The organism is Corallincola spongiicola, assembly GCF_004284785.1.
GTDB lineage: Bacteria > Pseudomonadota > Gammaproteobacteria > Enterobacterales > Neiellaceae > Corallincola > Corallincola holothuriorum.
Genome location: NZ_SHLY01000008.1, coordinates 158,514 through 183,420 on the forward strand (window position 1 = coordinate 158,514; position 24,907 = coordinate 183,420).

A 24,907-nucleotide genomic window follows, 5' to 3' on the forward strand; every position below is an offset into this window, starting at 1 on the left:
GCCCACTAATCAAAAATCTTCGAGGATCTGATCAAGCACCTGCTTGAGTACTTCTACTGCTGTTCCTGGGAATAGCAATAACATGTCGCAGTTAAATGAGTGATCCGTCACCAGATAGCTGATGTTTACTTTGAGCGCATATTCCCAATTGAAGGTTTTTTCCTCAAGTTGGCGAGCGATACCCTGTTCCTGCAGCATCATCACTCGAGGGGCGCTGTAACTAAGCTGGGTTTCTATCTGCTCTGCTAATCCTTCAAGGAAGGTGGTAGTCAGCAAGGAGCTGATATCGGTCAGTTGCTCTGTGTGAGTTGCCTCATCTTCGGTATAGCCAAGTAGATCAGCGATTTCGTCAGCATTAATTTTGCTGTAAATCAGCAGAGCTTCGCCGCGCAGTCCTTCTGCACCGGAAAAGCCTTGGCTAACAAGAGAGACCGGATTTTGTTCATAGTTACTGGCAAGCATAGCGGTAACTTCGCTGGTCGATACCAGTTCGATATCTGGCACCTCCAGATGAACAAAAGTCTCAAGGAAGCGGGCGAGTTTATCACTGGCCTGTCCCATTGCGACGTTGATCACCTCTTGAAGACAATCCCTCTGGTCTTCGGTAATAGTCTGGCTGCTCATAAAAGTCCGAACTTGTTTAAGATCTCAGTCAACTTAACACGGTTGACAGGCTTATGAATGAAGTCGAGTGCACCAAGGTCCATGACGCGTTTTTTCATCTCCGGCTGAATATCGGCAGAGATGACAATGACAAACACTTCTAACTTTTCTTTCTTGATGGTTTCGAGTACGCCGATGCCGTCAAGTTCTGGCATCGTTAAGTCTAGAAAGAGCAATGCAACGTGATGCTGACGTAGGTGCTCTACAGCTTCTAAACCATGTTTAGCAAAAGTGACTTCAACGTCCCAACCTTCCGGTAGGCTTTTATTGACCTGTTTGCGTGCCAATGCTGAATCGTCACAGATCAAAATGGGTAGCGACATTCCCAACCCTTAAACTTATCTAATGAATTGTAACTGAATTGTGATTATAGGGTTTATAGCATAGGGGGTGATAGCTGCCTAGCCCTGACAATATGGCTTTGTGAAGCGAGTCCAGCCCTGATTGATAAAGGTTGAACCCGCTTATATTTTTGGCAGAGAAAAGGAGGGTTAAACGCGTTCGAAAACCGTAGCGATCCCCTGACCTAAACCGATGCACATGGTGGCGAGACCTAATTGAGCGTCTTTTTCTTCCATAATATTTAGTAGCGTTGTTGAAATTCGGGTGCCAGAGCAGCCGAGTGGGTGACCTAGGGCGATTGCGCCACCGTTTAGGTTCACCTTGTCATCGACCATATCGAGCAAACCAAGATCTTTGGCGCATGGTAATGACTGTGCCGCGAAGGCTTCATTCAGTTCCACTAAGTCGATATCGGCCATGCTCAAACCAGCACGTTTGAGTGCTTTTTGCGTTGCCGGTACCGGGCCATAGCCCATGATTGAAGGATCACAGCCAGCAATTGCCATCGAACGGACCCGTGCTCGGATAGGTAAACCCAATGCTTTGGCGCGATCTTCTGACATCACCAACATCGCCGATGCGCCATCTGACAGTGCAGAAGAGGTGCCTGCGGTCACTGTGCCGTTGACAGGGTCAAATACTGGCCGCAGTTGCGCCAGAGACTCCACCGTGGTTTCCGGGCGGATCACCTCGTCATGCTTCACTTGGATCAGTGTGCCATCAGCATCGTGGCCTTCAGTGGCTAAGATCTCATTGGCAAAGCGCCCTTCGATAGTTGCAGCGTGAGCACGCTGGTGGGAGCGGGCACCAAAGGCATCTTGTTGCTCTCGGCTAATGCCGTGCATTCGTCCCAGCATTTCAGCCGTTAATCCCATCATGCCTGCGGCCTTAGCGACCGAGCGGCTGAGACCAGGATGAAAGTCGACGCCATGACTCATGGGGACATGCCCCATATGCTCAACACCGCCGACGATAAATACATCACCGGCATTGGTCATTATGGCGCGGGTGGCGTCATGTAGTGCTTGCATTGACGAGCCACATAAACGGTTGATGGTGACAGCCCCAGCACTGCGTGGCAGCCCGGCCAGCAGAGAGGCGTTTTTGGCGATATTAAATCCCTGTTCCAGGGTCTGTTGTACACAACCCCAGATAACATCCTCAATCTCGTTGGGATCAAGATTCGGATTGCGGCTCAGAAGTCCCTGCATCAGGTGTGCAGAGAGATCTTCAGCACGTACGTTGCGAAATACGCCCCCTTTTGAGCGGCCCATCGGGGTACGAATGCAATCAACAATTACAGCGTTTTTCATGAGTAATTCCTCTCTGCCTTAGCCTGCGAAGAAGCGTTTGCCGTTGGCAGCCATCTGCCGCAGTCCATCTGTCACCTGGTACAAGGGACCAAGGTGGGCGAGTTCATCTGCTTGCGCAATAAAGCTGTCGAGCCCTATCTGATCCAGATAGCGACAGACACCGCCGCGGAAGGGCGGGAAGCCTAAGCCATAAACCAGTGCCATATCCGCTTCTGCCGGTGAGGCGACAATGCCCTCCTCAAGGCAACGGATCACTTCATTACACATAGGGATCATGACCCGGGCAATGATCTCTTCATCATTGAATGTTTGCGGATTTGCTGAGACCTCTGCCAACAGTGCGGGCGTATCCGCCGCCGGTTGTTTGGCTAGCTTCCCTTTACGATCTTTCTCATAGCGATAGAAGCCGACGCCATTTTTCTGGCCAAAGCGCTGCTGTTCAAACATCACGTCGATGGCATCCCGCTGAGTTTTTGCCATCCGCTCAGGGAAGCCTTCTGCCATCACCGCCTGGGCATGATGTGCGGTATCGATACCGACGACATCGAGCAGGTAGGCGGGGCCCATCGGCCAACCGAACTGTTTCTCCATGACTTTGTCTATCTGGGTGAAATCTGCGCCATCACTGAGCAACTTAGCGAAGCCGCCAAAGTAGGGGAACAGTACGCGGTTAACAAAAAAGCCAGGGCAGTCATTGACCACAATGGGGGATTTCCCTAGTTTTGCAGCCCAAGCGACCACCGATGCAACCGTTTCGTCACTGGTCTCTTTGCCGCGGATAACTTCCACCAGTGGCATTCTGTGTACTGGGTTGAAAAAGTGCATGCCGCAGAATTTACTGGGTTGTTTTAGGCTCGCAGCCAACAGATCGATAGAGATAGTTGAAGTGTTCGAAGTGAGGATGGTGTTGTCTTTCACCTGTTGCTCCACTTCAGCGAGCACCGCGGCCTTCACTTTAGGGTTTTCGACCACTGCTTCCACGACCACATCGACATCTGCGAGAGCGTCGTAGCTAAGGGAGGGGGTAATATTGTTGAGTACGCCAGCCATTTTTGCTGCGTTCATACGGCCACGAGAAACCAGCTTCCCGAGCAGATTAGCTGCTTCATTGAGCCCAAGATCTAACGCTTCGTGACGAATATCCTTCATCACAATAGGGGTGCCTTTGGAGGCTGACTGGTAGGCGATACCACCGCCCATGATACCCGCACCGAGCACCGCGGCACGTTGAAATTTGTGTGCTGTTTTGCCGGCTCGCTTGGCTTTAGCTTTCACCAACTGGTCATTGAGGAAAATTCCTATCAAGCTTTCTGCTTGCGGACTTTTCGCTAGTTTGATGAAGCCATCTGCTTCGGCATTAAGTGCACCATCCCGGCCTTGGCTTGCTGCCTTTTCGATCGCTTTCACCGCCATCATCGGGGCTGGATAATGTTTACCTGCTTGTTGTGCCACCATCCCTTTTGCGGTGGTGAAGCACATGGCGGTTTCAATTTGGTTTAACCCCAGTGGTGAGCACTTCTGCTGCCGCCGTGCTTGCCAATCGATATCGCCATTGATGGCGCTTTTCAGCATGTTTAATGCGGCGCCATCGAGTTTGTCTGGAGCCACTACCGCATCGACCAAGCCTAAACTGAGTGCTTTATCTGCTCGATTGTCTTTCCCGGTGGTGATCAGCTCCATCGCGTTATCAGCACCAATTAAGCGTGGCAGACGCACGGTACCGCCAAAGCCGGGCATGATGCCGAGCTTCACCTCTGGTAAGCCAATTTTGGCGCTGTTGTCCGCAACCCTAAGGTCAGTGGCCAAGATCGCTTCACAGCCGCCCCCCAGAGCAAAGCCACGGATGGCACTAATGGTGGGAACAGGAAGATCTTCCAAGCGATTAAATATTTGGTTGGCGTGGTTGATCCAGCGTCGTAGTTCCTCCTCCGGCAGGGCAAAGGTGGCAAGGAACTCGGTGATGTCAGCGCCAACAATAAAGGTTTCTTTGGCAGAGCGGAGTAGAACACCTTGCAATTCACTGCTGGCGTAAAGTGCATCCAGTGCCAGATTGAAGTCTTCTAGTGTGGCTTGATCGAATTTATTAACCGAGCCTTCTGCGTCTAGCAGTAGTTCGGCGATACCTGTTTCCAAGTAGCGTACAGAGAGGGTTTTGCCTTGATATATCATTCTTTTCTCCCGTCGGGCTAGCCCGTCAAGGTAGGCGTATTATAATAACTGGTCATACCAGAAAGGCTAAGTTTGGACGCGATCTGGCTGGATTTCAACCGTTATTTTAAACGGTTGTTTAATTTTTGCTTTGCAAGCCTGTTGGGTTTCTTAATATGACGCAGGTTTTACGCTGTGCTTGGCTATTTTTGCCGTGGGGCGAGCGTGATAGTAGGTAGAAATTGTGTATGCTATGACAGTCATCATTTGGAATGTAAGCCCATGAGCGAACAACATAGCCTCCTGTTTACCCAGCATATTGCCAATTTGCAGATCCGTACTCGTGACCTATTAGCGAGAGAAGGATTGGAGTATCTCGTTATCCACTCTGGTCAGCTCAAGCGCCAGTTTCTTGATGACATGGATTATCCATTTAAAGTTAACCCTCACTTTAAAGCGTGGGTGCCAGTGATAGATAACCCCAATTGCTGGCTGATTATCAATGGCGACGATAAACCAAAGTTGTTGTTTTATCGGCCGGTAGATTTTTGGCATAAGGTGCCTGATGCGCCAGAGGATTTCTGGACTGACAACTTTGCCATCCAACTGCTGGAGAAAGCGGATGCCGCGGCCGACTGGTTGCCATCGGATCTGAGTAAAGTTGCTTATATTGGTGAGCAACAGGAGCTGGCACAGGTGCTTGGCTTTGGGCAAATTAACCCGGAAGGGGTGATCAATTACCTGCATTACCACCGCGCGTATAAAAGCGATTATGAGCTGATGGCGCTGCGTGAAGCGAATAAAATCGCTGTTGCCGGGCATCAAGCGGCAAAAGCAGCTTTTTATGGTGGAGGCTCTGAATTTGAGATCCAGTTAGCTTATCTGCAGGCCACTGGCCATGGTGAAAATGATGTGCCTTATGGCAATATTGTGGCCTTAAATGAGCACGCTTCAATTTTGCATTATATGCAGTTGGAGCGCAGCAAACCCGCGCAACACCATAGCTTTTTGATTGACGCCGGTGCCAACTTCCATGGTTACGCCGCTGATATTACCCGTACCTACAGTTTCCAACAGGACGAGTTTGCTGATCTGATTGCAGCGTTGGATGTATGTCATCATCAGATCATGGAGCAGCTCAAGCCCGGGGTCGCTTACCCCGATCTCCACAAAGCAATGCACTTGCTGATTGCTGAGGTGCTGCAACGGTTCAAATTTGTTGATATGAGTCCGGAAGCGATGATTGAAAGTGGTGTGACGCGAACCTTTTTCCCCCATGGTCTTGGCCACTTCCTTGGTCTGCAGGTTCATGATGTTGGCGGCTTTATGGCTGATGAACGCGGGACTCATCAGCCGGCACCGAAACAACATCCATTTCTGCGTTTGACCCGCAAAGTCGAACCACGTCAGGTGTTTACGATTGAGCCCGGTCTTTACTTTATTGACAGTTTGTTAGCCAGCCTGCGTGATTGTGCCCATAGTACAGCCGTCAACTGGGATAAGGTGGAACAGTTCAAGCGTTATGGTGGTATTCGCATCGAAGACAACCTGATTGTGTTGCAAGATCGTACCGAGAATATGACCCGGGATCTGGGCTTGGCGTAACCGTTAATGGCTACTTATCGGGTGTTGACCGCGCCAGCCTCAGCCGAGCAGGAGATTAAACGCAGTCGATTTATTGCGCTTGCAGCCAGGGTGGCGTCGCCACAAGCGGCCAAGGCCTACATTGAGTCGGTGCGAGCGCTGCATCCCCAAGCTAGGCACGTGTGTTCCGCGTTTATTGCGGGGGCTCCGGATGATAGTCATTGTTTAGGTTTCAGTGACGATGGTGAGCCGAGCGGCACCGCCGGGCGCCCCATATTAGCGGTACTGCAAGGGGCTGGCGTTGGTCAGATCTGTATCGCCGTGGTGCGCTACTCCGGTGGTATCAAGCTGGGAACAGGTGGCTTGGTACGTGCGTATGGTGGTACCGCGCAATTGGCAATGCAGCAGGGGCAGTGGTTGGCGGTTGAACCGGAACAGCAATTGTTGCTGCGGTTAAGTTACGATTTAACGGGGCGTGTTGAGCAGCTGCTACAGCAGTTTGAGGCTGAGTTGTTGGATTCAGTTTTTGCCGATGATGTGTTGTTTACTGTGTCGGTGCCTGAGCGTCATAGCGCTGGGCTGCAAATGCAATTGACCAATATCTCTGGCGGACAAATCCGCTGTGTTGTGAAGCAGTAGATTGCATAATCTCTGCTTCGCCCTACACTGGCGCCATATTCGAAGAAAAACAGATCCGTAACAGATGCTTGATTCGCCACAATACGCAATGGAGGCTGAGCGCTCGTAGATGCAATATCGTGCCATTATCCGCATCGTCGGGCTGTTGATTAGCCTTTTCAGTGTCACCATGGTGCCACCGATCCTCGTCTCTTTAATTTTTAAAGATGGCGGCGGCTTACCGTTCTTCCTGGCCTTCCTGTTTAACCTGTTTATTGGTTTTATGCTGTGGTTTCCAAATCGATATTCTCGTGCTGAGCTAAAAGCGCGGGAAGGCTTCCTTATTGTGGTGCTGTTTTGGACTGTGCTAGGCAGTGTGGGGGCTGTGCCACTGATGTTGACGGAAACGCCGTCGATCAGTCATACCGATGCGTTTTTTGAATCATTTTCTGGGTTAACGACGACTGGCGCGACCATTCTGACCAATCTTGAAACCTTGCCTAAAGCTGTGCTGTTCTATCGTCAGCAGCTGCAATGGCTAGGTGGTATGGGGATCATTGTGCTGGCCGTCGCCATCCTACCTATCCTTGGTGTGGGCGGTATGCAGCTTTATCGTGCTGAAGCGCCTGGGCCGGTGAAAGACTCTAAAATGACGCCTCGGATCGCCGATACCGCAAAACATCTCTGGTATATCTATGTCTCCTTGACGTTAGCCTGTGCTGCAGCCTATTGGGCCGCGGGTATGAACCTGTTTGACGCTATCTGCCACAGCTTTTCCACTATCGCTATTGGTGGCTTTTCCACCTATGACGCCAGCATCGGGCATTTTGATTCCAGTCTGATCAACCTGATTTGTGTGGTTTTTCTGCTTATCTCTGGTGCCAACTTTGCGCTGCATTACACGGCGTGGCGTGCCAAATCTATCTATCACTACCTCTCTGATCCTGAGTTTAAAGGCTTTCTGTTTTTCCAGTTAGTGATTGTGGCGGTGTGCTTTTTTGTCTTGGTGCATGGCAAGGTTTATGAAAATCCTAATTCGGCTTTGGATCATGCGTTATTCCAAGCGGTTTCCATGGGCACCACTGCTGGTTTTGCTACCACGGGCTTTCATGATTGGCCGATCTTTCTGCCTATCCTGCTGATATTTGCGTCGTTTATCGGTGGTTGTGCAGGTTCGACGGGGGGAGGGATGAAGGTGGTTAGAGTGCTGATCCTGCACCTGCAGGGAATGCGAGAACTAAAGCGACTGGTACACCCGAAAGCGATTATCAGTATTAAACTGGGCTCGCGCCCGCTCTCCGAGCGGGTAATTGAAGCGATTTGGGGCTTCTTTTCTGCTTATACCTTGGTATTTATCTTCTGCATGCTGCTTTTGATCGCTACTGGAATGGATGACCTCACCGCATTTTCTGCGGTGGCAGCTTGTCTGAATAACCTGGGGCCAGGTTTAGGCGAGGTGGCATCTCATTATGGTGAGATCCCTGATAGCAGCAAGTGGGTGTTGATTATAGCCATGTTGTTTGGGCGTCTTGAGATCTTTACCCTGTTGGTGATCTTTACTCCGGCGTTCTGGCGTAACTAATTCAATTTGGCTATTTAAGGATTATTCATGGCGCGTTATTTGATGGCGTTTCACAGTCGTGAAGGACAAACGTTTAAGATCACTAACCGTTTGGCGGAGCGACTACAGGCCCGTGGGCATGAGGTGGAGCTGGTGAGCATTCCTGAGTTGGCTGCCACTTTTTCTATTGCCGGTTATGATGGTATCGTGATTGGTGCTTCGGTCCGTTATGGTCATTTCAGCCAACTGTTTTATCAGTTTATTCAACGTCATCACCATGCGCTGGCCAGCGTACCATCGGCTTTCTTTGGAGTGAATTTGACTGCGCGTAAAGCGGATAAGAACACTCCGGAGACTAACGCCTATATGCGCAAATTTGCCGTTAAATCTCCTTGGCACCCTACTGTGCAAGGGGTATTTGCTGGTGCTTGCGTTTACTCTAAGTATCGCTGGTATGACAAAGCGATCATTCGTTTGATTATGAAAATGACCAAGGGACCAACCGATCCTGGTCAGGATGTTGAGTTCACCGACTGGCAGGCAGTGGATAGCTTTGCTGGTCAACTAGATGAGATGGTTGGTTAGTACTTACTTGCGCCAGAAGGTTGGCAGTAAAAGAACTGCCGCAGTGGTGATCTCAAGCCGCCCCAGTAACATCGCGATACTCAATAGCCATTTTGCCGTATCTGGTAGGTCAGCAAAGTTCCCTGATGGACCAATCTGATCCCCTAGCCCTGGCCCGACATTGGTGAGCGCGGTGAGCGCACCGGTGAGAGCGGTGAGTGGTTCAATCCCCAGCATGGCAAGCGCCAAAGAGAGTAGCACCCAAGTGAGAAAAAACAGGTGCATCAGTACGATCATCGAAGTGATGATCTCATCTGATATTTCTCTGTCGTTGTATCTACGTGGAAATATGCCGGCAGGGTGTACCAGGCGTTTCATATGTTGGTAGATCACCTTAAAGGCGACTTGAAAGCGGAATATTTTCAGCCCGCCCGCGGTGGAGCCGGAGCAACCACCGACAAAGGTTAGAAAGAAGAACATTACCACCGCTAAACTGCCCCATTGGGTGTAGTCCCCTAAAGCAAACCCTGTCGTGGTGATCACTGAAACGATGTTAAACAGCGTGAGGCGCAGGGCATCAATATAATCTACCGGTTCAACTTGCCACATCCAGACGCTTAAGATCAGTGTGGTGACGGCAATCAGTGCGAGGTAGCCGCTGACCTGTTCATCCCGCCAAATCTTTAGGCTGCGACGTCGGATCATCAAGATAAACAGAATAAAGGGCAGTCCTCCCAACAGCATAAACACGCTGCCTACCCAGTGGCTGGCGCTGGAAAACTCAGCCATGGAGGAATCAGAGGTAGAAAAACCGCCGGTGGAAAGCGTGGTCATGGCGTGACAAATGGCTTCAAACAGGCTCATGCCAGTCAACCAGTAGCAGAGACTACACAGCAGGGTTAAACCGATATAAAGCCATAGCAGTTGTTGCGTGTAGCGGCGGGTTTGCGGTACGGGTTTATCTGACCAATCGGATGATTCGGTTTGGAACAGGCGCATTCCGCCAACATTGAGAAACGGTAAAATACCTACACCCATGACAATAAAGCCGATGCCGCCGAGCCATTGCAGCAGTGAGCGCCAGATTAGGATGCTGCGGGGTAAGGCATCCAGCCCTGACATCACGGTGCTGCCGGTGGTGGTAACACCGGACATGGTTTCAAAGAAAGCGTCGGTGTAACTGGTGTGGGGTACAAATATCAGCGGAAGTGCTGCAAACGCGGTCATTACCAACCAAGTCAAGGTAGTGAGCATAAACATATCTCGTACCCGCATAGTTAACTGGCTGAGTGAGCGTCGGGTGCCTCGTCCCAGAGCTAACAGTGCGATGGCTGAAATTGCGGTTACGCCAGCGGATTGCACATAATGGAAGGTGAGCCCGTCATGATCGATGAATGATAGCCCCAATGGGATCACCATCAACATGGTCAGTTTTGAGAGAAACAGGCCTATCAGCAAACAGATAAGCCGGTAGTTTATGGTAGACATTTGCTAACCGCAGGCTCTAGAAAAAGAACGGGCTGGGTTGGAACAGCTTCTCTACTTCACCGACATACTTCTTGTCGACCAGGAACATAATCACGTGGTCGTTTGACTCGATGACCGTGCTCTTATGGGCAATTAACACCTCTTCTCCTCGCACGACTGCGCCTATGGTGGTGCCCGGCGGTAGTTTAATGTCGCGCACGGCGCGACCCACTACTTTCGACTGGTTTTTGTCGCCGTGAGCAATCGCTTCAATCGCTTCGGCAGCACCGTGTCGCAATGAATAGACGTTAACAATGTCTGCTTTCCGCACATGGGATAACAATGCCGAGATGGTTGCGGTTTGCGGGCTGATGGCGATATCGATTTCGCCGCCCTGTACCAGGTCTACGTATGCGCCGCGCTGGATCAATACCATTACTTTGGCTGCACCCATTCGCTTGGCGAGCATCGCCGACATGATGTTGGCTTCATCATCATTCGTGACGGCGATGAAGACATCGGTTTGTTCAATATGTTCTTCGCCAAGCAGCTCTTGATCCGATGCGTCACCGCAAAATACCGTGGTTTTACTCAATTCGTTGGCAAGATAAGTTGCGCGATTGGGGCTGCGTTCAATCAATTTGACTTGATGGCGCTCTTCTAGCGCTCTGGCCAGACCCAGACCGATATTGCCCCCACCGGCGATCATGATCTTCTTGTAACTGCGTTCAAGCTTCTGCATCTCCGACATCACCGCGCGGATATGGCGGCTATCGGCGATAAAGAACACTTCATCATCCGCTTCGATAATTGTGGTGCCCTGGGGTCTAATCGGGCGCCCTTGGCGGAAAATCGCGGCAACACGGGTTTCAATATTCGGCATATGCTCGCGCAAAGCTGACAGTGCACGACCAACCAATAAGCCACCATAGTAGGCTTTCACCGCCACCAATGAGGCGCGTCCCTCAGCAAACTCCATCACCTGTAGAGCGCCGGGATAGTTAACTAAGCGATTGATATATTGAGTAACGAGCTGCTCTGGGGCGATGAAGTGGTCGACCGGAATATCCTGGCTGTGAAACAGCTGCGCTTTGTGGTGCAGGTACTGGTCTGAACGGATCCGGGCGATTTTGGTTGGCGTATTAAACAGACTGAAAGCAACCTGACAGGCGATCATATTAATCTCATCACTATCCGTGACGGCAATTAACATATCGGCATCTTCAGCGCCCGCATTGCGCATGATATCGGGGTGAGGGGCATGACCGGCAATGACCTGCAGATCGAGCTTGTCCTTGAGTTCGCGCAGGCGTTCGCCATCTCTATCAACGACAGTGATCTCGTTACGCTCGCTGACCAGATTTTCAGCCAGCGTGGCCCCTACTTGCCCTGCACCCAGAATAATAATCTTCATTGACGTAAAATTTAGTCATGTTTTGCAGAGATTATAGAGGCTTATGCGAGGATAAGCTTGACCTTATCCCGCACTTTTTCGCTGTTTAGTTCAGTTGCTTACGCAGAAGTGCGTAATAGAAGCCATCCATCTGCTGTTCGCCGGGCAGGATCTGCCAACCGGGCGTGTCTACGTTGTCTCGATCATTGATGTTGAGCAGTTCAGCGTCTGCTTGGGTGTGCAAAAAGCGTTTAACCTGTTCGCTGTTCTCTTCTGGCAAGATGGAGCAGGTGGCGTAAAGTAGCGTGCCACCGGGCTTGAGGAGTTTCCACATTGCGCTAAGGATCTCAGCTTGCAGTGTAGCTAACTTGGCGATGTCGTCGTTGCGGCGCAGCCATTTGATATCCGGGTGTCTGCGGATGACGCCAGTGGCAGAGCAGGGCGCATCAAGTAGGATGCGGTCAAATTGGTCACCACTCCACCATGCATCGGGGTTAGCGGCATCACCACAAATAACCGTGGCATTTAGACTGAGACGGGCAAGGTTTTCATGCACTCGTTTTAAACGGCTTTCTTCAATATCTACGGCAACCAGTTGTTTGAGATCCGGCACCATTTCAGCGATGTGGGCGGTTTTTCCGCCCGGTGCAGCGCAGGCATCTAGTATCTGTTCTCCCGCTTGGCCAGCCATCAATGATGCGGCAAACTGCGGTGCACCGTCCTGCACGGAAACTAGGCCATCACTAAAGCCTGGAAGTTTTTGTACATCGACAGCGCTATCTAGGCAGATGGCACCATGGGGTTGCGCTGGTTGACAGGGGATCTCAGCGTCAAGTAACAGCTGCTGGTAGGCCTGTGGCGCCACTTTAGCTTGATTGGGGCGTAGCCACATCGGCGCGGCTTGATTATTGGCTCTTGCGATCTGCTGCCATTGGTCTGGATAAGCTCGTTTCAGCCTATTCAGTAACCATCCAGGATGGTCGTGTTTTATCGCATCGGCTGTCTCATTGCTGGCTAACGCAGTTTCGAGCGCTTGTTGCTGACGCTGAAAATTACGCAGAATAGCGTTGACTAATCCTTTTAGCCTAGGCTGCTTCAGTTTGACTGCCGCAGCGACGGTCTCGGCAACGGCAGCGTGCGCAGGAATGCGACTGGCGATGAGTTGGTAAACTCCAACCATCAACAGAAAATGAACGGTTCGCAGCTTGCCGGTGAGCTTTTTCTCCAGCAGTTGATTTAGAAAAAACTCCAGCGTTGGTAGCTGCCGCAAAACGCCGTAGCAAAGCTGTTGTAGCAGAGCTTTGTCGCGGCCATCTTGTAATCGACTTTGTTGCGGTGGCAGCGCCTGCGTCAGGCTTTGCCCTTTATCAACGACTTGGAATAAGACTTGTGCAGCCAGTGCACGGATATTGGGATTAGCTGTTGTCATCGGAACTCAATATGGTGCCTGGCTCGAACCAAGCCTTGCGAGCATTGAGGATATCTGCAGCCGGTAGAGCTTTTTTGCCCGGTAACTGCAGCTGGGTTAACTTTATCTGTCCCTGCCCGGTGGCCACTATGATCCCTTCACCGTCGGCGCTGAGGATAGTGCCGGCAACGGCATTCGTTGCACTGTCGATCACTTCCATATCATGCACTTTGACGATGGCGTCAGCCACATGAAACTGGCTGCCTGGCCAGGGCGTAAATGCGCGACGGCGCTGATCGATGACTGAGGCTGGGAGTCGCCAGTCGATTTTGGCTTCGGCTTTGTTGAGCTTTTTTGCGTAACTGGCGCTTGCATCATCTTGCGCCTCTGGGGTGATGTCGCCATCAGCTACCCGTTCAAGTGTTTGCAATAAAGCGTCTGGACCTAGTTCTGCGAGGGTTTCATATAGGCTGGCACTGGTGGTCTTGGGGGTAATATCGCAAACCACTTTATGCAGCATATCACCCGTATCCAAGCCGATATCCATCTGCATAATGGTAATACCGGTTTGTTGATCTCCAGCCCAGATTGCGCGTTGGATCGGCGCCGCGCCACGCCATTTCGGCAACAAGGAACCATGCACGTTAATGCACCCCAATTTCGGCGTGTCGAGTACTGAGCTGGGCAGAAGTAAACCGTAAGCGACGACCACCATGATATCGGCATTAAGCGCCTTAAGCTGTTCAACATCCTCTGCTTGCTTGAAGTTGCTAGGTTGAAATAGCGGAATCTGGTGGCTTTCCGCTAACTGCTTGACGGCGCTAGCTTGTAGCTTTTTGCCACGTCCGGCTGGGCGGTCTGGCTGAGTGTAGGCTGCCACCACTCGATGCTCACTGCTGATAAGCCGCGCTAAGTGGCGAGCGGCAAAGTCAGGGGTACCGGCAAAAACGATATTTAATGGGCGTGACACAATGACCTCTGTTTATGACGCTGAACGCGCAGCTAGCTTGGCTTCTTTTTCTAGCTTTTTCTTAATTCGCTGCCGCTTTAGGGGCGACAGATAATCAACAAACAGCTTCCCTTGCAGGTGATCTAACTCATGCTGAATACAGATAGCCAGCAAACCTTCTGCCTCTAACTGGTATTTTTCGCCGTTACGATCTAACGCTTCTACGGTGACTTTTTCTGCGCGCTCGACCGATGCATAGGTGCCTGGTACTGATAGGCAGCCTTCCTCATTGCATTGGATACCGTCGCGGGCAATGATCACCGGATTGATAAATACGCGGGGTGTATCACTTTTTTCGGACACATCCATTACAACGATCTGCTTATGGATGTTAACCTGTGTCGCTGCGAGGCCGACGCCGTTTTCGTCTCGCATAGTTTCGAACATGTCATCGACAATTTTGCGAACTTCGTCGTTGACCTCCGGCACCGGTGACGCTACGGTGCGAAGACGTTCGTCAGGAAAATGAAGGACTTCTAAAACCGCCATGGTATTTGGACTCTTCTTTTTTGGACTATTAATAGAACAGTGGTTGCCATGCCGACATTCTAGCCAGTCATGGCTGGGAAAAACAGCATGGTCTTATTATGAAGACAAATAACAACAAGGAAGGTTTCCGCGTGAGAACAAGACTGCTTGCCTTGGTTGCGGGACTTACTCTAGTGATAACGGCAGCTTATGCTACCGAAATCGAATTGAACCCCGACTATCCTGAAACCTATATCGTGCAGAAGGGCGATACGCTTTGGGATATATCTTCTATGTTCCTGAAAACGCCATGGCTTTGGCCTAAGCTATGGCAGGCGAATCCGCAAATTGATAACCCTCACCTGATCTACCCTGGTGATGAGTTGCAGCTGGTCTGGATTAATGAGCAACCTAAGCTCGTCAAATCCAAACCCTCTTCAACCCGGATTGTGAAATTGGGGCCTAAGGTTCGTACCAGTGAACCGAAAGCACCGATCCCAACGATCCCACTTAAAGAGATCCGTCCGTTCCTGATTTATGAGCAGGTATTGTCGGAGGAAGAGATCGCTAGCCTACCCTATGTTTTGGGAACAAACGACGGCACTACGCGCTCTAGCTATCCACAGACCATGTATGCGAAGGGCGTTGATGCGCCGCAGGGACAGCTGTTCGGTATTTATCGACCAGGTGAAGCCCTGATGCATCCGGAAACGGAAGAGTTGCTGGGTTATGAAGCCAAGTTGGTGGCGATTGCGAAATCTATGCCGGCAGGTAACTTCACTAAGCTTGAGATTGTTGAAAGCAAGTATGAAGTGCGTAATGGCGATAAGTTGATCCCAGTACTTGAGCGTGAAGTGTTACCGGCGTTCTTTGAACCCCATGAGCCTAACCGCTTAGTGAAAGGTCATATCATCCATACTGCCAACTACTCCAAGTACGTGGGTAAGTTTGATGTGGTTGCGATGAGCATTGGTGCAAATCACAATATCGAAGCCGGTCATGTATTAGCGATCATGCAGCCTGGCGCCGTGATGTACGATGAGCCGCCTGAACGCCCCCAGTATGAAGACGACGCTAATGCGCTTGAAAAAATGGCAATTGAATTTGGTGATGAAGAGGTGATCGTTCAATTACCCGATGAGCGCGTCGGAGAGCTGCTAGTGTTTCGAGTGTATGAGAAGGTCAGTTATGGCTTGATTATGCGCACGGACAAGCCTGTGAAGCAGTTGGATATTGTAACCAACCCATAACGAGATCTCGTGAGTATGCGCCAACCAAGTTGCAATATTGAACGTTGGTTGGTGTTGTCACAACTTCCAAGATTTGGCGGCCGTAGTGCCGCCAAATTGCTTTCTAAATACAGCATTGAGCAAGTCTTTAGCATTGCTCCTGCCCAACTCCCCTTAACCCAGCCGCAAATAACGGCATTGAGTTCACCTGATTGGCGGTTAATTGACAACTGTTTGCTGTGGGCTCAGCAGGAACTATGTCATATAGTCTCTCGGTCGTGCGACGCTTATCCACCGTTACTCAACGAGTTACCCGATCCACCGCCGTTACTTTTCGTTTGTGGTGATGTGACGTTACTTGCGCAACCGCAGCTGGCTGTGGTGGGTAGCCGCGCGGCCTTGCCCAACCATTTGGAGAATACGCGGACGTTAGTTGCCCCGATCGCTGCGGCGGGCATGTGTATTACCAGTGGATTGGCGCGTGGGGTTGATGGCACTGCTCATCGCACTGCTTTACAAAACAAAGGTAAGACAATTGCGGTGATGGCCACCGGCCCTGATCGGATCTATCCTGCGGGTCATCGTGATTTGGCTTACCAAATCGTTGATCAAGGCGGTGCGTTGGTTAGCGAATTTGTGCCGGGCACGCCGCCTTTAAAGCAACACTTTCCCAAACGTAATCGTATTGTCAGTGGCCTCTCTTTGGGCACCTTGGTGATTGCTGCAGGATTAAAGAGCGGCTCCTTGATCACCGCCAGGTTAGCAGCGGAGCAAGGCCGGGAGGTATTTGCTGTTCCGGGGGCAATGTCAGACCCCGAAGCGGCAGGTTGTCATCAATTAATTAAGTTGGGAGCTAAATTAGTTACTTCTCCGGTCGATATATTAGAGGAGGTGATGACATCGCATGTGATAGCGATAGAAAAACCTCTGCAATCAAAATTGCCAAGTGGCAGTTTGTTGGATAGTGTAGGAGATGTGGCTACTCCTTTAGATCTGATTGTCAGTCGCAGCGGCCGCAGTATTGAAGCGGTGATGCAGCAGCTGACCATGTTAGAGATCGAAGGTGAAGTAGCTGTCGTACCAGGTGGTTACCAGCGAGTGAGGAGGACCGATTATGTTTGATATCCTCATGTACCTTTTTGAAAATTACATCCACAGTGATGTAGAGGTGATGGTCGATCATGAGGAATTAACCTCAGAGTTGACCCGCGCAGGCTTTAGGCGTGATGAAATTTCAAAAGCTTTAGGCTGGTTAGAGGGGCTTGCCGAGTTGCAAGACAGTGACAGACATCCCTACTTAGTGCGTAGCGATGCTGTCTCAACCAGAGTGTATACAGCCGAAGAAGCGCAGCAGCTTGATGCTGAATGTCGCGGTTTCCTGATGTTTTTAGAGAATATCCAGGTATTGGATATGGAAACGCGGGAAATGGTCGTTGATCGAGTGATGGAACTCGATATGGAAAGTATCGAACTGGAAGACCTGAAATGGGTGATCCTGATGGTGCTTTTCAACGTGCCAGGTCGCGAAGGTGCTTACTCTCAGATGGAAGATTTGGTGTTTGAGGTCAACGAAGGCTTTCTCCATTAAAAGAAAGCGAGGCCTGTCATGGTGAAAATTGATTCGACGCTGTTCGATGCGTCGCAGCGCGCTATCGAAAAATCTCAGGAAAAGTGCCCCGAATGCGGGGCTTCTTTGGTTTTACGGGGCAGTGGTTCCGGACCTTTTTGGGGGTGTAGCAATTACCCTGAGTGTCACTTCAGCCGTCCTACCCATGCGCAAGAGCATCGTATTGAGCGCGAATTGGAGTTGCCGTGTCCCGATTGCGAGAAACCATTGGCGCTGAAACAGGGGCGTTATGGATTTTTTATCGGCTGTACCGGTTACCCTGAATGCCACTATCACACTCAGTTAGAAACCTCTGATGATACCGGTTTTAAGTGCCCTAAATGCCAATCTGGCGAGCTGACTCAGCGAACCAATCGCTATGGCAAAACATTCTATGCTTGCAATGCTTATCCTAAGTGCCAGTTCGCGGTGAATCATCCACCTCATTTGGGCAACTGTGAATTTTGTGGTTTTGGTTTGTTGCTGGAAAGAAAGCTGGCCTCCGGTGACCAGCTTCAGTGTGCGAATAAGCGGTGCGGAAAAAAGCAGACCCGCCCCGATTGATATCTACACTAGCGCTTGTGCCGCTTGGTGCAAACCGGGGAAGTCTGCTTCATCAAGCTGCTTGAGCAGTGCCGCTAAACGCTTTTTCAACTCAGCTTTATCTTCAGCGCAGACATTGATGTGACCCATTTTGCGTCCGGCACGCTTATCTTTGTCATACCAGTGCAGGTGGACTCCATCGAGCTGATGGATGCTGTTGGGGATATTATCTGTACCGATCACGTTGACCATGGCTGCCGCTGATACTAATTGAGTGTTGCCAATGGCTAAGCCGCAGACTGCGCGCAAATGGTTTTCAAACTGGCATACATCAGCGCCTTGCTGGGTCCAATGTCCTGAATTATGCACTCTGGGTGCTATTTCGTTGACCAGCAACTCGCCGTCGACATCAAAAAACTCTATCGCCAGCACACCAACATAATCCAGTGTCTTCGTAAGCTTCTCAAATGCATGGGTGGCTTGCTGCTGCAATTGTTCTGCGTCGGTAAGGGCAACAGACAGGCTCAAGATGCCATTCTCATGATGATTTTGGGTAAGAGGGTAGACCTTCACCGAACCATCTTTGCCGCGCGCACCAATGACTGACACTTCGCGGTCAAATGGGATCCACGCTTCGGCGACTATCGCCTGATTAGCACTGCTTTCTTGGAGAAAAGATGAAATTTCAGCCCATACCTGAGCGGCGTCCGCTGTGGTTTTTAGTCGCCACTGACCTTTGCCGTCATAACCTTCTAGGGCGCTTTTCAGTACCAGTGGCAGACCGATAGAGGCAATCGCTTGATGCAGGTCAGCCTCTGTGCTGACAACCTGAAATTTGGCATTGGGGACATCAGCACTATCGAGAAGTTGCTTCTCCAAGCGACGGTCACCTCCTATGCGGATCGCTTCCGCGCCAGGCAGGAATTTGCCACTGGCTTGGCATTGACTGAGGATATCTTGCGGAATATGTTCGAACTCCGCAGTGACCACGTCGCAGTCGATCAAGCCGGCGGCCAGATCCTGCTGATAATTCTCCAGCGTCAATGGGTGAACCACTGTATGGCTGCGTACATCGTACGCTTTTACCTTCAAGCCTAACGGTGCGCCAGCGAGGGACATCATGCGAGCCAACTGGCCCGCACCCAATACCAGTACCTGCATGCTTACTCCTGGGAAGGATCCGGTTGGCTAAGAACAGTATCGGTTTGGCTTTGGCGGAACTCATCCACTTTTGCCATGATTGCGGGATCAAATGCGCCAATGATCTGCGCTGCCAAAAGGCCTGCATTTGCTGCGCCGGCATCACCTATGGCTAAGGTGCCAACCGCGACCCCTTTGGGCATCTGCACAATAGAGAGCAGTGAGTCGATACCTTTTAGCATGCGCGACTGCACTGGCACACCTAGAACGGGCAGACTGGTGAAGGCTGCTGTCATTCCTGGCAGGTGAGCTGCACCGCCTGCACCACCGATGATCACTTTCAATCCTCTGGCTTGTGCAGATCCTGCATACTCAGCCAGTAGGTGAGGCGTGCGATGGGCTGAGACCACTTTGGTTTCATATTGAATGCCAAAATGATCCAGCATATCTGCTGCGTGCTTCATGGTGGGCCAATCTGATTTGGACCCCATAATAATACCTACTTGCATTGCCTCTCCTGCTGTTTGACTGTCAGAGCGCTATAAGAAGCCGAATTATAGCCGTTTCCGTCAACAAGTTGAATTGAGTCATCGAGAATGCTCTCTAGCTGTGCCGGTTGGCCTCTTTGCTGTGTGCTGTGCTATAAACGACGCCAGTGATTAATCGCCTTAAGATGATACCTTAATAGATGTTTGTTGATGCCGTCGAAGCGTTAAAGCAGGGTGAGCTTATCGCCTATCCAACTGAGGCTGTGTTTGGCCTGGGTTGTGATCCTAACAATGAACAAGCGCTAACAAAGTTGTTAGCGTTAAAGCAGCGACCAGCGGAAAAAGGTTTGATCCTCATTGCCGCCGACTACAGCCAGCTCTTGCCATATATTGATGATACGGCACTTACCCCTGAGCGTCGTGCGGAGGTGTTTGCCTGTTGGCCTGGCCCTGTTACCTGGACTTTGCCAAAATCATCAAGTTGTCCGGCATTGGTTTCTGGGCTATTTGATAGTGTGGCGGTACGAGTGTCGGCGCATCCAGTGGTGACCGCTTTATGTGTCGAATTTGGCGGGGCGATTGTTTCTACCAGTGCCAACCTGGCTGGCCAAGAACCCGCTCGAACTGCATCAGCTTTGGCACCGGAGGTGTTGCTGGATGTGGCTGTGGTTATTGATAAAGCGGTTGGCGGCAATGCTGCGCCCTCCGAGATCCGTAATGGTCTTACAGGACAGATCCTACGTTCTAGCTGATAGAAGGAATCAGGTGTGCAAGATGTAGATAAATACGCGGTAAAAGCTTATTTGCTCGCCCTACAAGATGCCATTTGTGATGGTTTAGCGGCGATTGATGGCGTTGCAAGCTTTGCAGAAGATGCCTGGCAGCGAGATCCTGCAAAAGACCACTTGGGTGGCGGTGGTAGAAGTCGGGTGTTGAAAGGTGGCCGGGTGTTTGAGCAGGCGGGTGTCAATTTTAGCCATGTCACGGGGCATGAGATGCCTGCTTCGGCCACTGCCCACCGTCCAGAATTAGCTGGGCGAAGTTTTGAGGCGCTGGGTGTTTCTCTCGTCATTCATCCCAACAACCCCTTCGTGCCGACTTCCCATGCCAATGTCCGATTCTTCATAGCTGAAAAAGAGGGGGAGGCACCGGTCTGGTGGTTTGGTGGCGGTTTTGATTTAACGCCTTTTTACCCGTTTGAAGAGGATGTGTTGCACTGGCACCAAACAGCGTCAGATCTTTGCCAACCGTTTGGTGATGAGTGCTATCCGAAGTACAAACAGTGGTGTGATGACTACTTTTACCTCAAGCATCGGGGTGAAACCCGTGGTGTCGGCGGTTTGTTTTTTGATGATCTGAACAGCCCTGGCTTTGCCCAAAGTTTTGCTTTTATGCAGGCGGTGGGTGATGGCTTTCTGCGGGCTTATCTACCTATCGTGGAAAAGCGTTGGCAGACCCCCTTTAATGAATCGCAGCGACAATTTCAGCTCTATCGTCGTGGTCGTTATGTTGAGTTTAACCTGGTGTATGACCGTGGCACGCTGTTTGGTTTGCAAACTGGCGGACGTACGGAGTCTATTCTGATGTCGATGCCGCCGTTGGTGGCTTGGGAATATAACTGGCAGCCCGCTGAAGGCTCACCGGAGCAATTACTTTATGAGCGCTACCTTAAACCGCAGAATTGGCTAGGCTGATAACAGTAAAAAGGCAACGAACCGTTGCCTTTTTTCATTCAATCTTTTGCCCCAACCGCATCGTCTAAGTCATCAACGTCAATATCATCGTTGGGACTATCGTCATCACTTTCATCGGAGCTCTGTTTGGAAGAGCCGAACAGTGTAAACACACGGCGCTTTTGCGTGCGTTTTAGGTACTTCTCCCAGATCTTGGTTTCCGGAGTGGTGGCTGTTTGCTCGGTTTGGAATGTATCGACAAAAGCTTGCTCCTCTGCCGTAGCGGGAGCGCGGGTGCCTTCATATAAAGCTTGATACGTGCGCCCCTGACTCTCTAGTAGGGCCGCTTCCTGCTTGGTGAAGTCGCCACTACGGCTGAACCCTCGTGGATAATTTTTGTCGTCAAAAAAGCGCTTCTCTGCTACAAAACTGTTAGTCGCCATCTTATTTCAACTCAGTTGGTTTTCTTGCCCTAAGTCACTTGGTGTTTCACCAAGCGGGTGAACGAATCTGGTTTTGCGAAGTAATAGCAATAGACCTTTGGATCGTAAAACAAAAAAATTTTAACGCCACGTGAAAAAATTTCGGAGATAACGTTGGATACCGAGTTGCTAAAAACATTTTTGGAGGTGCAGCGTACGCGCCATTTTGGTCAGGCAGCGGAGAATCTTTTTCTTACACCTTCTGCCGTGAGCTTTCGGATCAGACAGTTAGAGACGTTAATGGGGGCAACACTGTTCACCCGACATCGGAATAATATTCAACTCACCGGTGCCGGTGAACGCTTAGTTGGACATGCGGATGCCATGTTGTTGGCATGGAAACGGGCGCAGCAGGAGGTCGCTTTAGATAGTCGTCAGATGTCGCAACTGGCTATCGCTGCGCCAGCCAATATTTGGGATGCTAGTTTACAAACCTCGTTGGCGAACATTGGTATCAGTATGCCGGGGGTGGGGTTGCGGGCTGAGATCTGTGCGCCAGCACAGGGCATGAAGTTACTGCAGGCCCGAACTATCGACTTACTCATGATGTTTGATCCCCCAGCCAATGAAGAGACAGTGCAACACTCCTTGTTTGATCTTGATTTAATTATGGTGAGCAGCATCGAGGGGCAGGGGCTGGATGAGGCCTTGTCCAGTCGATACCTGCGGGTGGACTGGGGCACGGCGTTTAGCATTCGTCACGCCCAGGAGCTTCCCCATGCTGGCGCGGCCATATTGCATACGCCGTCAGCAAGGATCGCCTTAGAGTTTATGTTGCAGTCTGGTGGCGCTGTTTACCTGCCAAAGCTGATGGTGGAAAGTTATCTGCAACAGAAAGAACTCTTTGCTGTTGTAGACGCCCCGGTGATCACGCGGCGTGTACACGGTGTTTATCATTGTCAAAATCAGCAGTTGGAAGCATTGCAGCAGGTCGTGGCTCTACTGGATCAAACCTCTGGCTGATTTCGCATATGATCAGCCAGACTGGCGAACGATAGGCGTAATTGCTCGCGTAATAGGGGCGTATCAATCTCTATGTCCAGCGCTTTGCCCATGCAGAACATCCACTGGTCTCGCATCTGCTTATCGATTTTGAAGGGCAGGTGGCGTGCACGTAGCCGCGGGTGGCCATATTTCTCTTCGAATAGACCTGGCCCACCGAGCCAGCCACTGAGAAACTCAAAGAAACGTTCACGGATGCTATCCAGTGGCATCGGATGAATTGCCAGTAATTCCGCAGCTTCTGGTGCGGTTTCCATGATGTCGTAGAAGCGGTTAGCTAGTCGCTTTACGGCAATTTCACCGCCCATCAGCTGGTAAGGCGATTGCTCCGGCGTGGGATGAGTCCGTGTTGATGATGACTTGTCTCCAATGCGAAAAAGCTTTCTAATCATCTCATTGCTTCCGAATAAGAATTTTCCTATGGACCAGTACGCAGTGTTTGGTAATCCCATTGGCCACAGCAAGTCGCCAATGATCCACACCTTCTTTGCCCGCCAAACGGCGCAGGATATCAGCTATCAAGCGATACTGGCACCTGTCGATGGTTTCGAGTCAGCGGTGCAGGCGTTTTTCAGCCAAGGTGGCAAAGGTTGTAACGTGACGGTGCCATTTAAAGAGCAAGCTTACGTTTATGCGACGCAATTAACGCCGAGAGCGAAAATCGCTGGCGCAGTTAATACCCTCAAGCGTCTTGATGATGGTGGCGTTATTGGTGACAACACCGACGGCGAAGGCTTGGTGCAAGACCTGCTGCTACATGGCATCTCATTAGCGGACAAGCGGATATTGCTCTTAGGTGCAGGTGGTGCAGCTCGAGGAGCGTTGTTACCCCTGCTTGAACAAAAGCCCGCAGAATTGAGGATTGCAAATCGTACCGAAGCGAAAGCACAGGCGTTAGCGTCACTGGCTGCTGAGTTTGGGCCCGTCAGTGCATCTGGTTTTGCCGAACTTGGCGATACGCCGTTTGATCTCATCATCAACTCCACGTCAGCGAGTTTAAGTGGTGATGTGCCGCCGATATCGGAACAGCTTATTGCCACTGATACTGTTTGCTACGATATGGCGTATAGCGAAGCAGACACTGCATTTGTTGCTTGGGCGAAAGCGCAGGGGAGCCGTTATGTACTGGATGGTTTAGGCATGTTGGTAGCACAGGCTGCGGAATCATTTGCTATCTGGCGTGGCATTAAGCCGGGCACCAAGTCTGTATTGGCGGAAATGCGGCGTAATCTGGGGCGGCGATAGCTGCTCAACTTACGACTACAAGATAAAGCGCCTCAACATCTTCTACATAGAGGCGCAGATCGCTTGCCCACCTAAGTTGCTTCTTGGCGAACCATTTCTAAATATTCATCTTTAAGCACAACATAGTTATTTGCTGACCGCTTTAGAAAACTTAACTCAGCTTCACTTAATGGTCGTGCCTGTTTTGCAGGGTTACCTTTATATAGGTAACCCGATACTAAAGTCTTATTAGGGGGGACTACGCTACCTGCTGCGATGATGACATCATCTTCTACAGTGACATTGTCCATCACCACCGCACTCATTCCCACCAAAACCCGATCACCGATAACGCAACCATGCAGCATGACCTGATGGCCAATGGTGACATCTTCACCTATCAGCGTCGGGTAGCCTTGCGGGTTTTCACTACTTACACGGGTAACGTGGACAATGCTGCCATCCTGAATGTTACTGCGAGCCCCGATCTCTATTCGATTCACATCGCCGCGTATCACGACCATAGGCCACACACTGACATCTGCCGCCAAACTGACAGCACCAATCACCACTGCGTGTTCATCAACATAAGCCGTGGCGGATAAATGGGGCAATTCTTCCTTATAAGGTCTTAACATATTGCGATCCTAACAATGAGAGCCCTGAGAGTATGACCGATCTGCATAAAGGAGGCGAATAAGCCGGAAACTACGCACTTAACCTGCATAGATAGTGACTATGCAGATCAACTCGTATAATAAGCAGCCAACTTGTGGTCAACCCATATAGGACAAGGATTGAGCGTTTTTAAATATATCTAAAATCTTTCATAAAAAGCGTTGACGGCAGGATTAATCTCCCTATAATGCCGCCTCACTCGCTCAGGGCGAGGCAGCGGGAAGAAACGAACGGTTTAAGTTTTTATCTTTCTTCTGGTCACTTGGTAAAAAAGATGTTTTTACTGGGTTGACAGCGGGGCTGA

25 protein-coding genes and 1 pseudogene are annotated in these 24,907 nt (G+C 50.7%); 12 read left to right on the plus strand and 14 right to left on the minus strand.

Annotated elements, in window-relative coordinates:
* Positions 1 to 9: 9 nt before the first annotated feature.
* The 4 genes from EXY25_RS17490 to fadB form a co-directional block, all read right to left on the minus strand.
* Positions 10 to 624 (minus strand): chemotaxis protein, encoded by a 615-nt coding sequence (locus EXY25_RS17490; protein ID WP_114339252.1) that lies wholly within the window; start codon positions 622 to 624, stop codon positions 10 to 12.
* Positions 621 to 986: a response regulator gene (locus tag EXY25_RS17495; protein ID WP_114339251.1), complete on the minus strand. Its 366-nt coding sequence runs from the start codon at positions 984 to 986 to the stop codon at positions 621 to 623. Before EXY25_RS17495 ends, EXY25_RS17490 begins: the two co-directional genes overlap by 4 nt.
* A gap of 168 nt (positions 987 to 1,154) precedes the next feature.
* Positions 1,155 to 2,318 carry an acetyl-CoA C-acyltransferase FadA gene (gene fadA / locus EXY25_RS17500; protein WP_114339250.1) on the minus strand — a complete coding sequence of 388 codons (1,164 nt, stop codon included), beginning with the start codon at positions 2,316 to 2,318 and terminating at the stop codon, positions 1,155 to 1,157.
* Positions 2,319 to 2,336: 18 nt separating this feature from the next.
* On the minus strand, positions 2,337 to 4,487 hold the full coding sequence (fadB, locus tag EXY25_RS17505; protein ID WP_130567853.1) for a fatty acid oxidation complex subunit alpha FadB: 2,151 nt from the start codon (positions 4,485 to 4,487) through the stop codon (positions 2,337 to 2,339).
* A gap of 261 nt (positions 4,488 to 4,748) precedes the next feature.
* Between fadB and pepQ the strand changes: the two genes are divergently transcribed.
* From pepQ to hemG, 4 genes are all read left to right on the plus strand, one after another.
* A complete protein-coding gene (pepQ, locus tag EXY25_RS17510; protein ID WP_114339248.1) occupies positions 4,749 to 6,071 on the plus strand; it encodes a Xaa-Pro dipeptidase in 1,323 nt (440 codons plus the stop codon).
* A 6-nt stretch (positions 6,072 to 6,077) separates the two neighbouring features.
* Complete coding sequence (locus EXY25_RS17515; protein WP_130567854.1) at positions 6,078 to 6,689, plus strand: YigZ family protein; 612 nt, start codon at positions 6,078 to 6,080, stop codon at positions 6,687 to 6,689.
* A 109-nt stretch (positions 6,690 to 6,798) separates the two neighbouring features.
* Complete coding sequence (locus EXY25_RS17520) at positions 6,799 to 8,250, plus strand: TrkH family potassium uptake protein (protein WP_114339246.1); 1,452 nt, start codon at positions 6,799 to 6,801, stop codon at positions 8,248 to 8,250.
* Positions 8,251 to 8,277: 27 nt separating this feature from the next.
* Positions 8,278 to 8,814 carry a menaquinone-dependent protoporphyrinogen IX dehydrogenase gene (gene hemG, locus EXY25_RS17525; RefSeq protein ID WP_130567855.1) on the plus strand — a complete coding sequence of 179 codons (537 nt, stop codon included), beginning with the start codon at positions 8,278 to 8,280 and terminating at the stop codon, positions 8,812 to 8,814.
* A 3-nt stretch (positions 8,815 to 8,817) separates the two neighbouring features.
* Here hemG and EXY25_RS17530 read toward each other — a convergent pair whose 3' ends face one another.
* The 5 genes and pseudogenes from EXY25_RS17530 to def form a co-directional block, all read right to left on the minus strand.
* The gene (locus EXY25_RS17530) at positions 8,818 to 10,281 is read right to left on the minus strand and encodes a TrkH family potassium uptake protein (RefSeq protein WP_130567856.1); all 1,464 of its coding nucleotides are present in this window, start codon (positions 10,279 to 10,281) and stop codon (positions 8,818 to 8,820) included.
* Between the two features lie 16 nt (positions 10,282 to 10,297).
* Positions 10,298 to 11,677, minus strand: a pseudogene (gene trkA, locus EXY25_RS17535) (Trk system potassium transporter TrkA); the annotation flags it as partial.
* A gap of 82 nt (positions 11,678 to 11,759) precedes the next feature.
* Positions 11,760 to 13,082 (minus strand): 16S rRNA (cytosine(967)-C(5))-methyltransferase RsmB, encoded by a 1,323-nt coding sequence (gene rsmB, locus EXY25_RS17540; RefSeq protein WP_130567857.1) that lies wholly within the window; start codon positions 13,080 to 13,082, stop codon positions 11,760 to 11,762.
* Entirely contained in the window at positions 13,069 to 14,031 is a 963-nt protein-coding gene (fmt, locus tag EXY25_RS17545) for a methionyl-tRNA formyltransferase (protein ID WP_130567858.1), read from the minus strand. Before fmt ends, rsmB begins: the two co-directional genes overlap by 14 nt.
* Before the next feature lie 12 nt (positions 14,032 to 14,043).
* Complete coding sequence (gene def, locus EXY25_RS17550) at positions 14,044 to 14,559, minus strand: peptide deformylase (protein WP_130567859.1); 516 nt, start codon at positions 14,557 to 14,559, stop codon at positions 14,044 to 14,046.
* Between the two features lie 131 nt (positions 14,560 to 14,690).
* Here def and EXY25_RS17555 point away from each other — a divergent pair, with 131 nt between their 5' ends.
* The 4 genes from EXY25_RS17555 to EXY25_RS17570 are packed head-to-tail and all read left to right on the plus strand — an operon-like array spanning position 14,691 to position 17,937.
* Positions 14,691 to 15,788, plus strand: coding sequence for a LysM peptidoglycan-binding domain-containing protein (locus EXY25_RS17555; protein ID WP_165419408.1), 1,098 nt, complete (start codon positions 14,691 to 14,693; stop codon positions 15,786 to 15,788).
* Positions 15,789 to 15,803: 15 nt separating this feature from the next.
* Positions 15,804 to 16,889, plus strand: coding sequence for a DNA-processing protein DprA (gene dprA / locus EXY25_RS17560; protein ID WP_130567861.1), 1,086 nt, complete (start codon positions 15,804 to 15,806; stop codon positions 16,887 to 16,889).
* On the plus strand, positions 16,882 to 17,355 hold the full coding sequence (locus EXY25_RS17565; protein WP_114339237.1) for a DUF494 family protein: 474 nt from the start codon (positions 16,882 to 16,884) through the stop codon (positions 17,353 to 17,355). The genes dprA and EXY25_RS17565 overlap by 8 nt, the downstream gene beginning before the upstream one ends.
* Positions 17,356 to 17,373: 18 nt before the next feature.
* Positions 17,374 to 17,937 carry a DNA topoisomerase family protein gene (locus EXY25_RS17570; RefSeq protein ID WP_114339236.1) on the plus strand — a complete coding sequence of 188 codons (564 nt, stop codon included), beginning with the start codon at positions 17,374 to 17,376 and terminating at the stop codon, positions 17,935 to 17,937.
* 3 nt (positions 17,938 to 17,940) lie between these two features.
* Here the strand turns inward: EXY25_RS17570 and EXY25_RS17575 are convergent, their stop codons facing one another.
* Both EXY25_RS17575 and purE read right to left on the minus strand, forming a co-directional pair.
* Positions 17,941 to 19,077, minus strand: coding sequence for a 5-(carboxyamino)imidazole ribonucleotide synthase (locus tag EXY25_RS17575; RefSeq protein ID WP_130567862.1), 1,137 nt, complete (start codon positions 19,075 to 19,077; stop codon positions 17,941 to 17,943).
* A gap of 2 nt (positions 19,078 to 19,079) precedes the next feature.
* On the minus strand, positions 19,080 to 19,565 hold the full coding sequence (gene purE, locus EXY25_RS17580) for a 5-(carboxyamino)imidazole ribonucleotide mutase (RefSeq protein WP_114339234.1): 486 nt from the start codon (positions 19,563 to 19,565) through the stop codon (positions 19,080 to 19,082).
* A gap of 179 nt (positions 19,566 to 19,744) precedes the next feature.
* Between purE and tsaC the strand changes: the two genes are divergently transcribed.
* Both tsaC and hemF read left to right on the plus strand, forming a co-directional pair.
* Positions 19,745 to 20,296, plus strand: coding sequence for an L-threonylcarbamoyladenylate synthase type 1 TsaC (gene tsaC, locus EXY25_RS17585; protein ID WP_130567863.1), 552 nt, complete (start codon positions 19,745 to 19,747; stop codon positions 20,294 to 20,296).
* A 15-nt stretch (positions 20,297 to 20,311) separates the two neighbouring features.
* A complete protein-coding gene (gene hemF, locus EXY25_RS17590; protein ID WP_130567864.1) occupies positions 20,312 to 21,238 on the plus strand; it encodes an oxygen-dependent coproporphyrinogen oxidase in 927 nt (308 codons plus the stop codon).
* Between the two features lie 38 nt (positions 21,239 to 21,276).
* On the opposite strand, the gene EXY25_RS17595 is transcribed toward hemF, so the two are convergent.
* Positions 21,277 to 21,660 carry a MaoP family protein gene (locus EXY25_RS17595; RefSeq protein ID WP_130567865.1) on the minus strand — a complete coding sequence of 128 codons (384 nt, stop codon included), beginning with the start codon at positions 21,658 to 21,660 and terminating at the stop codon, positions 21,277 to 21,279.
* Positions 21,661 to 21,813: 153 nt separating this feature from the next.
* Between EXY25_RS17595 and EXY25_RS17600 the strand changes: the two genes are divergently transcribed.
* Positions 21,814 to 22,662, plus strand: a complete 849-nt coding sequence (locus EXY25_RS17600; protein WP_130567866.1) for a LysR family transcriptional regulator — start codon at positions 21,814 to 21,816, stop codon at positions 22,660 to 22,662.
* Here EXY25_RS17600 and EXY25_RS17605 read toward each other — a convergent pair.
* A complete protein-coding gene (locus EXY25_RS17605; protein WP_130567867.1) occupies positions 22,647 to 23,093 on the minus strand; it encodes a group II truncated hemoglobin in 447 nt (148 codons plus the stop codon). The two genes, EXY25_RS17600 and EXY25_RS17605, sit on opposite strands and share 16 nt — an antisense overlap.
* A 28-nt stretch (positions 23,094 to 23,121) precedes the next feature.
* On the opposite strand from EXY25_RS17605, the gene aroE reads away from it, so the two are divergent.
* Complete coding sequence (gene aroE, locus EXY25_RS17610) at positions 23,122 to 23,946, plus strand: shikimate dehydrogenase (protein ID WP_130567868.1); 825 nt, start codon at positions 23,122 to 23,124, stop codon at positions 23,944 to 23,946.
* Between the two features lie 71 nt (positions 23,947 to 24,017).
* Here the strand turns inward: aroE and EXY25_RS17615 are convergent, their stop codons facing one another.
* Positions 24,018 to 24,563, minus strand: a complete 546-nt coding sequence (locus EXY25_RS17615; RefSeq protein WP_130567869.1) for a gamma carbonic anhydrase family protein — start codon at positions 24,561 to 24,563, stop codon at positions 24,018 to 24,020.
* Positions 24,564 to 24,907: the final 344 nt, after the last annotated feature.